The organism is Vibrio sp. SNU_ST1, assembly GCF_030563405.1.
Taxonomy (GTDB): Bacteria; Pseudomonadota; Gammaproteobacteria; order Enterobacterales; family Vibrionaceae; genus Vibrio.
The window spans coordinates 386,423-400,994 of record NZ_CP130748.1; the positions used below are offsets into that span (position 1 = coordinate 386,423).

Below are 14,572 nucleotides of genomic sequence, written 5' to 3' on the forward strand. Positions count from 1 at the left end.
TCCTATGATTTATAAGCCCTAAGCTAGGAGTCTGGCTTGGGGTTTTTTTGTACCTGCTATTTTTGTTGATAGAAAACTTAGCGTGAGACGTACTATTACTTATAACTTTGAGCTTCATCAGTTGCCTTTTCCATGATCAGAGGTACACTTGTGCGCTCAAAAAAGCTTACAGGTGTAAGCCAAAGGTAAAGAGATGGCCAATTTAGATTTTCATATCGTAAAAAGACTTCGTGACCAAATTGCCCAAGGCGGCAACCGTACAGCTTTGAAGCACAAAGTAGGCAATGTATGGCAAGGTATTAGCTGGGAACAATTTGGACAACAAATCGATACGCTTTCATTAGCGCTATTGGCTCAAGGATTGAGAGTTCAGGATAAGATCGGTATCTTCTCGAACAATATGCCTCAGTGGACTGTGGCTGACTTCGCATCCTTACAAGCGCGTCTTGTAACGGTACCAATCTACCCAACCAATACAGCGGCACAGTCTTCTTACATTATCCAAAATGCGGATGTGAAGATCTTATTCGTTGGTGAGCAAGCTCAATTCGATGCGGCGGTTAGCCTTTTTGAAGAGTGTGAGCAGCTAGAAGTTGTTGTGGCGATGTCTGATGATATCGATCTGCAAGGACATCGCTTTGCCGTCTCTTGGAAAGAGTTCATGGCTCGTGGTGTTGAAGATCAGCGAGCTGAGCTTGATGTTCGTCTTGCGGATGCCTGCATGGATGACTTACTGACGCTTATCTATACCTCTGGTACAACAGGCCAGCCTAAAGGTGTAATGCTTGATTACACTAATGTTGGCTATCAACTAAAAGGCCATGATGAGCGTCTCAGCTTAAGCAAAGACGACGTCTCATTGTGTTTCTTACCTCTATCACATGTATTTGAACGCGCTTGGACTTTCTATGTCCTTTATAAAGGTGCAACCAACTGCTATCTGCAAGACACCATGCAAGTTCGTGACGCACTGAGCGATGTTAAACCAACGGTTATGTCTGCTGTTCCTCGCTTCTACGAGAAGATTTTCTCAGCGATTCACGAGAAAGTATCTAAAGCACCGTTTATTCGTAAAGTACTCTTTACTTGGGCGGTGAACATGGGCGCGAAGCTCTCTGTTTGTCATCAAGAAGGTCGTACACCATCATTCATGCTGAAGAAGAGCCATGCGCTTGCTGACAAGCTTGTGCTCTCTAAACTGCGAGCTTTGTTAGGTGGTAACATCAACTTCATGCCATGTGGTGGCGCGAAGCTTGATGAAACCATTGGTCGCTTCTTCCACGCGATTGGTATCAATGTAAAACTTGGCTACGGCATGACAGAAACCACGGCAACAGTATCGTGCTGGGATGACCGTTGTTTTAACCCTGATTCGATCGGTATGTCGATGCCGGGCGCTGAAGTGAAAATTGGCGCTAAGGACGAGATTCTTGTTCGTGGCCCAATGGTGATGCGTGGCTACTACAAGATGCCAGAAGAGACAGCTAAGACATTTGACGAGCATGGTTTCCTAAAAACGGGTGATGCGGGTCATTTTGATGAAAATGGTAATCTATTCATTACTGATCGCATCAAAGAATTAATGAAGACTTCTGGCGGTAAGTACATTGCACCGCAAGTGGTTGAAGGCGCAATTGGTAAAGATCACTTTATAGAGCAGATTGCTGTTATCGCTGATACGCGCAAATTCGTTTCTGCGCTGATTGTTCCTTGTTATGACTCGCTAGAAGAGTATGCCAAAGAGCTTAATATCAAGTATCACGACCGTGTGGAACTTGTTAAAAATCACCAAATAGTAGAGATGCTAGAGAAACGTGTGAATGACTTACAACAAGAGCTAGCGAAGTTTGAGCAAGTGAAGAAGTTCAAGTTGCTGCCAAAAGCGTTTTCTATGGATGATGGTGAGCTAACACCGACCCAGAAACTGCGTCGTAAGGTTATTAATGATAAGTATCAAGACGAAATCGAAGAAATGTACAACGAAAAGCCTAAAGATAAGTAGTTTTCTGTTTAGATAAATTTTCAGTTGTTTAAAAATCCCCCTACGAATGTGATTGCATTTTTAGGGGGATTTTTTGTATCTAATGACACAGCACAATGTGCGAAAGCGCACACCAACAAGCTCGCTGTTTATCGATAAATAGCGAACTGTTGAAATATTAAGTGCTTTTTTTTATCAGGTAGCCAGTGTTTATACCTAGTGTGAAAGCCTGTGTTGGGTTTTATTTGATGCTTTGAGCTAATAGTTGGTTTTTTGACACAGTTGCTGAATAACAGGCGTTAGACCAGATGATAATAAAGCGTTAAAGTTGTTTCGTATTACTGTTTGTTGTTATCACTACAGACAGCCATAGCCGAAAAAGTGGAAGTATTTCGAATTAGGCTACGAATAAGCCCTAGACTATGAAAAACCAGCCCAACATGTTCACCAAATGTGATTGGAAACTGGTGAGGAGAGCAATATGACAACAAAACCTGAAACAGCCATGTCATCCGGCGCTGAAATGTTATCCGGCGCTGAGATGGTGGTGCAGTCTCTAATTGAAGAGGGTGTAGAACAAATCTTTGGTTACCCAGGTGGTTCTGTACTTGATATCTACGATGCGCTGCATGCTAAAACTGCTGAAATTAAACACGTATTAGTACGACACGAACAAGCCGCTACCCACATGGCAGATGGCTATACTCGTTCTACCGGTAAACCGGGAGTAGTACTTGTGTGTTCTGGTCCAGGTGCGACCAATACCGTTACTGGTATTGCAACAGCCTACATGGACTCAATCCCAATGATTGTTATTTCTGGTAACGTACCAAATAACCTTATTGGTAACGACGCCTTCCAAGAGTGTGACATCGTTGGTGTATCACGCCCGATCGTTAAACACAGCTTCTTAGTTAAGAAAGCGGAAGATATCCCTGAAGTCGTTAAAAAAGCATTCTATATTTCAACGACAGGACGTCCAGGCCCTGTGGTTATTGATCTACCAAAAGACATTTTAAACCCACAAATTAAGCTTCCTTATGAATACCCAGAAACGATCAAAATGCGTTCATATAACCCAACGGTTACGGGTCATAAAGGTCAGATAAAAAAGGCGCTAAAAGCCCTTCTTGAAGCGAAGAAGCCGGTACTTTATGTCGGTGGTGGTGCGGTTATTTCTGAGGCAGATAAGCCGCTGTTAAAATTAGCAGAGGCACTGAATTTACCCGTGGTAAGTACCCTAATGGGGCTTGGCGCTTTCCCTGGTACTCATAAGAACTCTTTGGGTATGTTGGGGATGCATGGTTTGTATGAAGCCAATATGGCGATGCACAATGCGGACTTGATCTTTGGTATTGGCGTACGTTTCGATGATCGAACGACCAATAATCTAGATAAATACTGTCCTGATGCGAAGATCATGCACATTGATATCGATCCATCTTCTATCTCTAAGAACGTTAAAGTGGATCTGCCGATTGTAGGTTCAGCGGAAAAAGTACTAGAAAGCATGGTTAACCTGCTTATTGAGCAAGGTGGAACTAACGATGTAGAAGCGATGGAAAGCTGGTGGAGTGAAATTAAACAGTGGCAAGAACGTGACTGCTTAGCGTATGACAAAACGTCGGGTCGAATTAAGCCACAACAAGTTATTGAAACACTTCATAAAGTAACCAATGGCGATGCCTATGTTGCTTCTGATGTAGGTCAACACCAAATGTTTGCTGCTTTGTACTACCCGTTTGACAAGCCACGCCGTTGGATTAACTCTGGTGGTCTAGGCACGATGGGCTTTGGCTTACCAGCTGGTATGGGCGTTAAGTTTGCGAAACCTGATGAAGAAGTTGTGATTGTTACTGGTGACGGCAGTATTCAAATGAATATCCAAGAGTTGTCGACTGCGCTGCAATACAATATTCCCGTTAAGATTATTAATCTTAACAACCGTTTCTTAGGCATGGTAAAACAGTGGCAAGACATTGTTTATCAAGGTCGTTACTCTAATTCATATATGGACTCTGTTCCTGATTTTGCTGCTATCGCTGAGGCTTATGGCCACGTTGGCATGCGTATTTCATCTCCAGATGAACTGGAATCAGGTTTGGAAAAAGCACTAGCGATGAAAGACCGTTTGGTATTTGTCGATATCAGTGTGGATGACACCGAGCACGTATACCCAATGCAGATTAAAGGCGAGGGTATGGATAACATGTGGCTAAGCAAAACGGAGAGAACATAATATGAGACACATCCTTTCACTATTAATGGAAAACCAACCAGGTGCACTTTCTCGAGTGGTTGGCTTGTTTTCTCAGCGTGGCTACAACATCGAGTCTTTGAATGTATCCCCTACGGATGATCCAACGCTTTCTCGTTTGAACGTAACGACTAACTCGAGCGAAATGCAGCTTGAGCAGATCCAAAAACAGCTACATAAGCTAATCGATGTACTTAAAGTACAAGAAGTGTCTGAGCTTGAGCACATTGAACGTGAGCTGTTGATGGTTAAAGTACGTGCGAGCGGCTTTGCTCGTGCAGAAGTGAAGCGCACAGCAGATATCTTCCGTGGTCAGATCGTTGATGTCACGGCTTCTCAATATACGGTTCAAATGGCGGGTACTAGCGAGAAACTGGATGCCTTCATTCAGGCGCTGTCTGAAGTAACGGAAGTACTTGAAGTGGCTCGAAGTGGGGTTGTTGGCATCGCACGTGGTGAACGAGCGTTGAAAGCCTAACGAAGAAAGATTTAAAAAGCTGCTTTTAAGCTAAAACTGATCATTTAATCGTTTGAAAAAAATAGCGATTTTACAGATACGAACGGCCCTTAATTTGGGCCGTTTTGCTTTCTGGAAGTATGCATCGTTTGTCCACACTTTCTTATTGCCATTCATTTCTTTATAGCTCTTCATTAGGGCTTTTATAGAGTGCCCTGTTATTTACTGTGCTTGAGCCCCCCAGTGCCGTGTATCCATATTTATTGGAAATCTCATTTTTGAGAGACTTAAATCACAAAGTTTATATGATTAGACTAAAGTCTAATACTCGCGGTGATTTGAGCTAAACTGAACAATAATCAAACAGTCTTGCTTCATGTCATCTCATGATAAAAGATGCAATTAATAGAGTGTTTGCTAGATGTAAAAGGATGGCACTGTTAACTTAATTCAACTGGTTAGCTAACCCTATCAAAGGCTTGAAAGGCATTAGTTGAATTAGGTTCGCTGAAGCAAGGGTTTAGGGATCATACAGTCTGATTGAAAGAGGCGTGGTATGTTTGTCGATTTTTTAGTGAGGTTAACCATAGGTACATTAGCCGTTCTTGGCTTTCAACTGAGTGCATTGTATTTTTTACCTATGGTTGTGCTACTCAATACTCATCACAAAGAGTTTTTTGGGTGGTAGTTCAGTCGTAATACTGGAAATAAAAAACGGAGCTATTAGGCTCCGTTTTTATATGGCTAGGGTCTGCCTTAGCATTATGCAGCTTCGATAACTTCTTCAATTCGTTTCATCGAACTTAACAGGTGTTGATCCAATAGTTCTGTCGCTTGATCGACATTTTTCGCAAGCACTAGCTTCATGATCATTTCATGCTCATCAATATTGAACAGATCATCAGACGCGCTTTTCGCTGACATAGCTAGGAAGCGGTAGCGTTTTACTTGATTGATAAGATCATCAAAGAACTTAAACATGTTCTCTGAATCTGCGCCTTCAAGTAACGCAATATGGAACTGTTGGTGACGCTCTTCCCACTCAACACAATCAAATTCTTCTGATACATATTGTATGCGTGATAACTTGTGGTAAGAGGTTAATACTTCCAATTCCCAGCTTTCATCACCTGCTGAAATTGCCTTTTTAAGCAGAACAGAAGAGACAACACGAAGGCTTTCATATAGGTCATTGAGTTCTTTCTTTGATACCGGTGATACCCAGCAGCCTTTTTGTGGCTCTAGCTTTACGTATTTACTCCAAGATAGCTGCACTAAGGCTTCGCGAATTGGAGATGCGCCGACGTTGTATCGTGCTTTGAGATCAGCTACAACGAGTTTTTTACCTGGGGTTAATTCACCATTGAGAATATCTTGGCGAATCATCTTTGATACTTTGTCAGTAAGCGTAGGACTAGACATTACAAACCTCATGTATATTTGATTTCTAGTCTGCTAATCCGTTTCTTAGGAAGAGTTTATTGGAGTTTAACAGTACGTAGTTCTAATGTGATTGATAATACAGCGTACTGAAAAGTTAGGCAAGATTTTGTTTCATAAAAAAAGAGGGCCGAAGCCCTCTTTTATATTTTATGCGAATCGGTTCATTCTTATAGAACGTGAACAGATGCTGTGTTTGTAGTACCAGAAGCGACTAGAGCACCAGAAACCATAACTACGATGTCGCCTTTGTTACCTAGGCCAGATTGTAGAGCGATTTCTTTACCGTTGATGTAGAACGCGTCTGTGTTCTCGATAGAGTCAACAAGAACTGGCTTAACACCTTTAGTCAGAACTAGTTGTGCAGCTGTCTTTTCGTTAGTTGTTAGAGCAAGGATGTTTGCAGTTGGGAAGTACTTACGTACTGAACGTGCAGACTTACCGCCTTCAGTTGCAACAACGATTAGAGGAGCAGCTAGCTTCTCTGCTGTGTCTACAGCGCCTTTACATACTGCTTCAGTGATGCGTAGACGTGGGCTATCTAGACGAGAGCCTAGCTCAGCTTTAAGAGCTGAATCAGTACGGTTTGCGATTTGAGCCATGATAGTAACAGCTTCAACTGGGTACTTACCTTTAGCAGTTTCACCAGAAAGCATTACTGCATCAGTACCATCCATGATTGCATTCGCAACGTCACCCGCTTCTGCACGAGTTGGACGTGGGTTGCTGATCATAGAGTCAAGCATTTGAGTTGCAGTGATAACCATCTTACGTGCGCGGTTACACTTCTCGATCATCATCTTCTGAGCGAAGATTACTTCTTCAGCTGGGATTTCAACACCTAGGTCACCACGAGCAACCATGATGCCGTCAGAAGCTTCAAGGATTGAATCGAAGTTATCTACACCTTCTTGGTTTTCAATCTTAGAAATGATGTGGATGTTCTCGCCGCCGTTAGCGTTTAGAAGCTCACGGATTTCTTTAACGTCTTCTTCTTTACGAATGAAAGAAGCAGCAACGAAATCTACGCCTTGCTCGCAACCAAACTTAAGGTCAGCTTTGTCTTTCTCAGAAAGAGCTGGAAGTTGAACAGAAACGCCAGGAAGGTTAACACCTTTGTTTTCGCCTAGAGCACCGTTGTTAAGAACTTTACACTTAACTTCAGTTTCTGTTGTTGCGATAACTTCCATTTCGATTAGGCCATCATCAACAAGGATAGTGTTACCTGCTGTTAGGTCTTTAGCGAAACCTAGGTAAGTTACTGCTACTACGTCTTTGTTACCAACAACTGTTGCGTCAGTTGTGAAAGTGAACTCTTGACCAGCTACTAGATCTACGTCGTTACCATCTTCAAGTTTGATAGTACGGATTTCTGGACCTTTAGTATCTAGAAGGATCGCAAGTTGCTCACCATTGTTTTCCATTACTTTACGGAAGTTCGCGATACGAGTGCCGTGCTCTGCGAAATCACCGTGAGAGAAGTTAAGACGCATAACGTTCATGCCAGCATCTACTAGTTCAGTTAGCTTCTCTACAGATTCAGTTTTAGGGCCAATCGTACATACGATTTTGGTCTTTTTCATGGAAGGTACTCTCCGGTAAGTATTGTTACAATTTGAAATTTATTTAAGTTCTGAAGATTGGTCCGCTACATCAACATTTTGTGCCTGTTGTGTAAAAGCGCAGAACTTCCAATATGTCCTTCAGAGTTGTAAGTCTTTCATCAATTTTAGTCATTTTATGACCAAAAGATTTTGATTCAATATCGGCTTTCTGTGACTTACCCCACTATATAGGCGGTAAGTTGCAAAAAAATAACAGTCAGTTTTGTAATTTTTTTTCTTTTCGGGTGCGGATTCTACCACCGAATGAGTTCAATATCACTGCTTAACAATTGTCTTAGGACAAGGTTTTATCGCTATTTATTAATTTTTTGGATCAAAATAAATGGACTAAATAGTTTCGTTGTAACTATAATATGTTTCATATCGAAACTTAATGGCCTTTTTTTAATGTCGAAACGAAATACTCAGCTCAGAAGACATGCAATTTCTAACCTAGTGAATGAAAAAGGAGAGGTTAGTGTTGATGAATTATCCGCTAAGTTCGAAACCTCAGAGGTCACGATTAGAAAGGACTTGGCGTCTTTAGAGAAAAACGGTCAGCTTTTACGCCGTTATGGTGGTGCGATTTCGTTACCTAAAGAGGTTGTCAACGAAGAGCTATGTCCACAAGTTTCGACTCGAAAGATTTCATTAGCGAAAGCCGCTGCAGATTTAATTCGCGACCATAATCGCATTGTCATCGATAGTGGCAGTACTACTGGTGCCTTGATTCAGCAGCTTAATACTAAGCGTGGTTTGGTTGTTATGACCAACTCATTGCACGTAGCTAATGCGCTTAATGAGCTTGAAAGCGAACCAACGTTATTAATGACGGGTGGTACTTGGGATACCCATTCGGACTCTTTCCAAGGCAAAGTCGCAGAGTCAGTACTTCGTGCTTACGATTTTGATCAACTATTTATTGGGGCTGATGGTATCGACCTTGATAGAGGAACGACCACGTTCAATGAATTGATTGGCCTGAGCAAAGTTATGGCTGAAGTGTCACGAGAAGTGATCGTGATGGTTGAGTCTGAAAAAGTGGGACGAAAGATCCCTAATCTGGAATTAGCGTGGGAACACATCGATATTTTGATTACCGATACAGACTTGAACAAAGAATTCCAAGCAAGTATTGAATCACATGACGTTCGAGTGATCCTAACTGATCCGACTTAAACCTAATTTAAACTATTGTGCATTTAATTTCCTATAATTGATCTTAATGAAAGATATGGCCTTTGCTTGCTGCCAGTAGGAATAAACGAAATTGATGGAGTAAAACTATGTGTGGAATTGTTGGTGCAGTAGCACAACGTGATGTAGCCGAAATCTTAGTAGAAGGTCTTCGCCGCTTAGAATACCGAGGCTACGATTCTGCGGGTGTCGCTGTAGTCGATACTGAATCTAACCTAACTCGTGTACGCCGCCTTGGTAAAGTACAAGAGCTAGCAGACGCAGTCGATCAGCAACATGTAATTGGCGGTACTGGTATCGCTCATACACGTTGGGCAACGCACGGTGAGCCGTCTGAAGCGAATGCACACCCACATATGTCTGGTGATATTGCTGTTGTACACAATGGTATTATCGAAAACCACGAAGCACTGCGTGCTCTTCTTCAAGAGCGTGGTTACGTGTTTACTTCACAAACGGATACTGAAGTTATCGCTCACTTAGTGGAATGGGAACTTCGTACTTCTGATTCATTGGTTGAAGCGCTTCAAAAGACAGCGAAACAATTAGACGGTGCATACGGCACGGTGGCCGTTGATCGTAAAGATCCTAGTCGTATTGTAGTCGCTCGTTCAGGTAGCCCGATCGTTATTGGTTTTGGTGTTGGTGAAAACTTCCTAGCATCTGACCAACTTGCACTATTAAGCGTAACTCGTCGCTTCATGTACCTAGAAGAGGGTGATGTTGCTGAGGTTACTCGTCGTGATGTAACGGTATTTGATGTGGCGGGCGAGCGTGTTGAGCGTGACATCGTTGAATCAAACGCAGAGCATGATGCGGGTGATAAAGGTCAATACCGTCACTTCATGCAGAAAGAGGTCTTTGAGCAGCCAACAGCGCTAATCAATACAATGGAAGGTCGTATCTCTGAAACGTCTGTTATCACCAACGCAATTGGTGTTAAAACTGAAGAGATTCTAAGCAAGGTAGAGCATGTACAGATCATTGCATGTGGTACGTCTTACAACTCTGGCATGGTTGCACGTTATTGGTTTGAGTCTCTAGCTGGCGTAAGTTGTGACGTAGAGATCGCCTCTGAATTCCGTTACCGTGACTTTGTTGTTCGCCCGAATAGCCTATTGGTAACTATCTCCCAGTCAGGTGAAACGGCCGATACGCTTGCGGCGCTTCGCTTGGCAAAAGAGAAGGGATACATGTCCGCAATGACTATCTGTAACGTTGCGGGTTCTTCATTGGTTCGTGAATCTGATTTTGCCTTTATGACTCGCGCAGGAACAGAGATCGGTGTGGCTTCGACTAAAGCTTTCACGACTCAACTAGCCGCAATGCTGATGATGGTAACGTCAATTGGTCATCTACAAGGTCGCCTCAATGAGGAGAAAGAAGCTGAGATCGTTCAAGCACTGCATCAACTGCCTGCTGATATTGAAAAAGCACTCGCGTTTGATAAAGAAATTGAAGCACTGGCACCTGATTTTGCTGATAAGCACCATACACTGTTCTTAGGTCGTGGGGAGTTTTACCCAATCGCAATGGAAGCGTCTCTTAAGTTGAAAGAGATCTCTTACATCCATGCAGAAGCATACGCGGCTGGTGAGCTTAAGCACGGCCCTTTGGCTCTTATTGATGCTGATATGCCAGTCGTCGTTATTGCACCAAGCAACGACTTGCTAGAGAAGCTGAAATCAAACGTTGAAGAAGTACGTGCTCGTGGCGGTCTACTGTACGTATTCGCTGACGAAGATGCAGGCTTTGAGAGCGATGAGAACATGAAGATCATCAAGATGCCTCACGTAAGTGAAGTAACTGCACCAATTTACTACACAGTACCGATGCAGCTATTGTCTTACCACGTAGCACTAATTAAAGGTACCGACGTTGACCAACCTCGTAACCTAGCGAAATCGGTAACGGTTGAGTAATCGCCAGCCTATCACAGAAAATTAGATAATAAGAAGCCCATCCTGTGATGGGCTTTTTGGTATCTGTTAGTTAACGATCAGTGTTAGAGATAGCTTTACCGTTATTAAGTATTAAGCGCTTGCTCTAGATCAGCCAAGATATCGTCAATGTGCTCGATACCTACTGATAGACGAATCATCTCTGGTGACACTCCTGCTTGCTTTTGTTCCGGTTCGCTTAATTGACGGTGTGTTGTAGAAGCAGGGTGACAAGCGAGAGATTTTGCATCGCCAATGTTCACCAAGCGCTTGAAGATTTGTAGCGCATCATAGAAACGAACACCAGCTTCATAACCATCTTTCAAGCCAAAAGATAAAATGGCAGACGGCTTACCTTGCATGTATTTCTCAGCCAGCGGATAGAACTCAGATGTTGGTAAACCAGCGTAGCTCACCCAACTCACTTTCTCATGTTGCTGAAGGTACTCTGCTACTTTTAGTGCGTTCTCTGTGTGTCGCTCCATGCGTAGCGACAAAGTTTCTAGACCTTGCATTAGCATGAAGGCATTCATTGGCGACAGTGCTGCCCCCGTATTACGTAGTGGAACCGTTCGAGCGCGGCCAATAAACGCGGCTTCGCCAAAGGCTTCGGTATACACCACACCGTGGTAAGAAGGCTCTGGCTGATTAAATACTGGGAAGCGATCCTTATGCTCTGCCCATGGAAATTTTCCTGAATCGACAATTACGCCACCGAGTGTTGTTCCGTGCCCACCAACGTATTTTGTTAGCGAGTGCACCACTATATCGGCACCAAAATCGATAGGCTTACACAGCACCGGAGTTGCTACGGTGTTATCGACAATCACAGGCACACCTTGTGCGTGAGCAAGCTCTGCCACACGTTCTAAGTCGATAATATTACCAGCTGGGTTACCGATACTTTCGCAGTAAACTGCTTTGGTTTTGTCATCGATCAGTGCCGCTAAGCTTTCAGGTTTGTCGTCTTTGGCAAAGCGAACTTCTATCCCTTGGTTTGGCAGCATGTGAGCAAATAGAGTGTAAGTACCGCCGTAAAGCTGAGGCGTTGAAACGATGTTGTCACCGATTTGTGCCAACGTTTGAATGGCGTAGTTGATTGCCGCGCTGCCCGCACTCACCACTAAGCCTGCAATACCACCCTCTAAGGCCGCCATGCGTTTTTCCAACACATCGTTGGTTGGGTTCATTATGCGAGTGTAGATATTACCGGGTACCGCAAGGTTGAAGAGGTCGGCACCGTGTTGTGCGTCATCGAATTCGTAAGCAACGGTTTGGTAAATAGGGGTCGCAACCGATTTGGTTGTTGGATCAGTTTCGTAGCCGAAGTGAATCGAGAGCGTTTCGTCTTTCATGTTTCTTCCCTGAACGATTGAATTATCTATGTACTATCATATTGCCGATTTTTTTATGAAAGAAAAGTATATTTAGTCACATAGAGGGAATTGGAATTGTGTGTGGGACGATTCGTTATTTGTAGGAAACATAGCTGTGAGTTGTACAGCTTCAGAAAAGCAAAAAGCCAGAGCAGTGTGAACTGTTCTGGCTTTTCTAATTTGGTGGCCCCTCCCAGATTTGAACTGGGGACCGAACGATTATGAGTCGTGCGCTCTAACCACTGAGCTAAGGGGCCGTAGGGCATAGATTATAGGGGAAGCATTCATTTGTGTCTAGACACTATGAGGGGCAATTCCGCTTACATCTTAGCCACTTAAATCATACAGGCACAAAAAAGGTGAGCCAACGCTCACCTTTTTTATTTTATGCTTAAAAGCTAACCACACTAAAGCGTGTAATTACTCGTCTAGGAAGCTACGCAGAGTTTCTGAGCGGCTTGGGTGACGAAGCTTACGCAGTGCTTTTGCTTCGATCTGACGGATACGTTCACGAGTAACGTCGAACTGCTTACCAACTTCTTCAAGAGTGTGGTCAGTGTTCATGTCGATACCGAAACGCATACGAAGTACTTTCGCTTCACGAGGAGTTAAGCCAGCAAGAACGTCTTTAGTTGCGCCGCGTAGGCTTGTTGCCGTTGCAGAATCTAAAGGCAGTTCTAGCGTTGTATCCTCGATGAAATCACCTAGATGCGAATCTTCGTCGTCACCGATTGGTGTCTCCATTGAGATAGGCTCTTTAGCTATTTTCAGTACTTTACGGATCTTGTCTTCAGGCATTTGCATGCGCTCAGCCAACTCTTCCGGAAGCGGTTCACGACCCATCTCTTGTAGCATTTGACGAGAGATACGGTTTAGTTTGTTGATCGTTTCGATCATGTGAACCGGAATACGGATAGTACGAGCTTGGTCGGCAATCGAACGAGTGATTGCTTGACGGATCCACCACGTAGCGTAAGTAGAGAACTTGTAACCACGACGGTATTCAAACTTATCTACTGCTTTCATCAGACCGATGTTACCTTCTTGGATTAGATCCAGGAATTGTAGACCACGGTTTGTGTACTTCTTAGCAATCGAGATTACTAGACGTAAGTTCGCTTCAACCATCTCTTTCTTAGCACGACGAGCTTTCGCTTCACCAATAGACATACGACGGCTGATATCTTTAATGCTTTGAACAGTAAGAGACGTTTCACGTTCGATTATATCCAGCTTTTGGATAGAACGACGGATGTCGTGTTCGTTACGTTTGATCTTTTCAGCGTATGGTTTGTCTGAAGCAAGAACTTCGTCCAACCATGCTTCGCTAGACTCATTGCCAGTAAATAGAGCAATGAAAGATTTCTTCGGCATTTTGCCGTACTCAACCGTTTGACGCATGATTAGGCGTTCTTGAGTACGTACGCGATCCATTGAAGTACGCAGTTCGTTTACTAGGTAATCGAACTGTTTTGGCGTTAGACGGAACTCTTTGAATACGTCTTGCATCATTGTCGTTGCAAGTGTTGCTTTCGGGCTTTCATGGCCGTATTCATTGATTGCTAGTTGACGGTTTTGGTAGCTAGTGCGAAGTGCTGTGAACTTCTCAAGAGCAAGCTCAGGATCAATACCTGTATCTTCCTCTTCTTCTTCCTCGTCGTCTTCTGCTTCTTCTTTGTCTTCGTCTTCTAGATCAGTTTTAGCAAGTTCTGAACCGATGTGAGTCGCCGTTGGCGCTGCTGTGCCATCGTCGTCTGGGTCAACAAAGCCATTGATTAGATCTGTTAAGCGAATCTCTTCAGCGAGTACGCGGTCAAACTGTTCCAAGATGTATGGAATCGTGCCTGGGTACTCAGCTACAGATAATTGAACAGTATTGATACCATCTTCAATACGCTTCGCAATGTCGATTTCGCCTTCACGAGTCAGTAGCTCAACTGTCCCCATTTCACGCATGTACATACGAACTGGGTCAGTTGTACGGCCAATCTCGCTTTCTACGCTTGAAAGCGCAGCAGCAGCAGCTTCAGCTGCATCTTCATCTATATTGGCATCATCATCATTAAGAGCTAGATCATCAGCGTCAGGTGCAGTTTCTACTACCTTGATACCCATGTCGTTGATCATTTGAATGATGTCTTCTACCTGTTCAGAATCCACGATTTCTGCAGGTAGGTGGTCGTTTACTTCGGCGTAGGTCAGATAGCCTTGTTCCTTGCCTTTAATAACAAGTAATTTAAGCTGTGACTGCGGATTTTGATCCATAGATGATATCCAACTTCAGGTCTGGTGAAGGACGTTGCATTCTCAAATGCAAACC

Annotated in this window: 9 protein-coding genes and 1 tRNA gene; 5 read left to right on the plus strand and 5 right to left on the minus strand. The window is 43.5% G+C overall.

Annotation, left to right across the window (positions count from 1 at the left end; genetic code table 11):
* Nucleotides 1-193: 193 nt before the first annotated feature.
* From Q5H80_RS01775 to ilvN, 3 genes are all read left to right on the plus strand, one after another.
* The gene (locus Q5H80_RS01775) at nucleotides 194-2,002 is read left to right on the plus strand and encodes a long-chain fatty acid--CoA ligase (protein WP_135384557.1); all 1,809 of its coding nucleotides are present in this window, start codon (nucleotides 194-196) and stop codon (nucleotides 2,000-2,002) included.
* Nucleotides 2,003-2,462: 460 nt separating this feature from the next.
* A complete protein-coding gene (locus Q5H80_RS01780; RefSeq protein WP_304568017.1) occupies nucleotides 2,463-4,220 on the plus strand; it encodes an acetolactate synthase 3 large subunit in 1,758 nt (585 codons plus the stop codon).
* 1 nt (nucleotide 4,221) lies between these two features.
* A complete protein-coding gene (ilvN, locus tag Q5H80_RS01785) occupies nucleotides 4,222-4,716 on the plus strand; it encodes an acetolactate synthase small subunit (RefSeq protein WP_004735875.1) in 495 nt (164 codons plus the stop codon).
* A 741-nt stretch (nucleotides 4,717-5,457) separates the two neighbouring features.
* Here ilvN and Q5H80_RS01790 read toward each other — a convergent pair.
* Complete coding sequence (locus Q5H80_RS01790) at nucleotides 5,458-6,081, minus strand: GntR family transcriptional regulator (protein ID WP_304569362.1); 624 nt, start codon at nucleotides 6,079-6,081, stop codon at nucleotides 5,458-5,460.
* Nucleotides 6,082-6,305: 224 nt separating this feature from the next.
* The gene (pykF, locus tag Q5H80_RS01795) at nucleotides 6,306-7,718 is read right to left on the minus strand and encodes a pyruvate kinase PykF (protein WP_012603178.1); all 1,413 of its coding nucleotides are present in this window, start codon (nucleotides 7,716-7,718) and stop codon (nucleotides 6,306-6,308) included.
* A gap of 429 nt (nucleotides 7,719-8,147) precedes the next feature.
* On the opposite strand from pykF, the gene Q5H80_RS01800 reads away from it, so the two are divergent.
* Nucleotides 8,148-8,918 (plus strand): DeoR/GlpR family DNA-binding transcription regulator, encoded by a 771-nt coding sequence (locus Q5H80_RS01800; RefSeq protein WP_304568027.1) that lies wholly within the window; start codon nucleotides 8,148-8,150, stop codon nucleotides 8,916-8,918.
* Nucleotides 8,919-9,025: 107 nt separating this feature from the next.
* Nucleotides 9,026-10,858 (plus strand): glutamine--fructose-6-phosphate transaminase (isomerizing), encoded by a 1,833-nt coding sequence (glmS, locus tag Q5H80_RS01805; RefSeq protein ID WP_304568029.1) that lies wholly within the window; start codon nucleotides 9,026-9,028, stop codon nucleotides 10,856-10,858.
* Nucleotides 10,859-10,962: 104 nt separating this feature from the next.
* On the opposite strand, the gene Q5H80_RS01810 is transcribed toward glmS, so the two are convergent.
* The 3 genes from Q5H80_RS01810 to rpoD form a co-directional block, all read right to left on the minus strand.
* Complete coding sequence (locus Q5H80_RS01810; RefSeq protein WP_304568031.1) at nucleotides 10,963-12,231, minus strand: O-acetylhomoserine aminocarboxypropyltransferase/cysteine synthase family protein; 1,269 nt, start codon at nucleotides 12,229-12,231, stop codon at nucleotides 10,963-10,965.
* Nucleotides 12,232-12,433: 202 nt separating this feature from the next.
* A tRNA-Ile gene (locus Q5H80_RS01815) sits at nucleotides 12,434-12,509 on the minus strand.
* 163 nt (nucleotides 12,510-12,672) lie between these two features.
* Nucleotides 12,673-14,517, minus strand: coding sequence for an RNA polymerase sigma factor RpoD (gene rpoD, locus Q5H80_RS01820; RefSeq protein WP_009847799.1), 1,845 nt, complete (start codon nucleotides 14,515-14,517; stop codon nucleotides 12,673-12,675).
* Nucleotides 14,518-14,572: the final 55 nt, after the last annotated feature.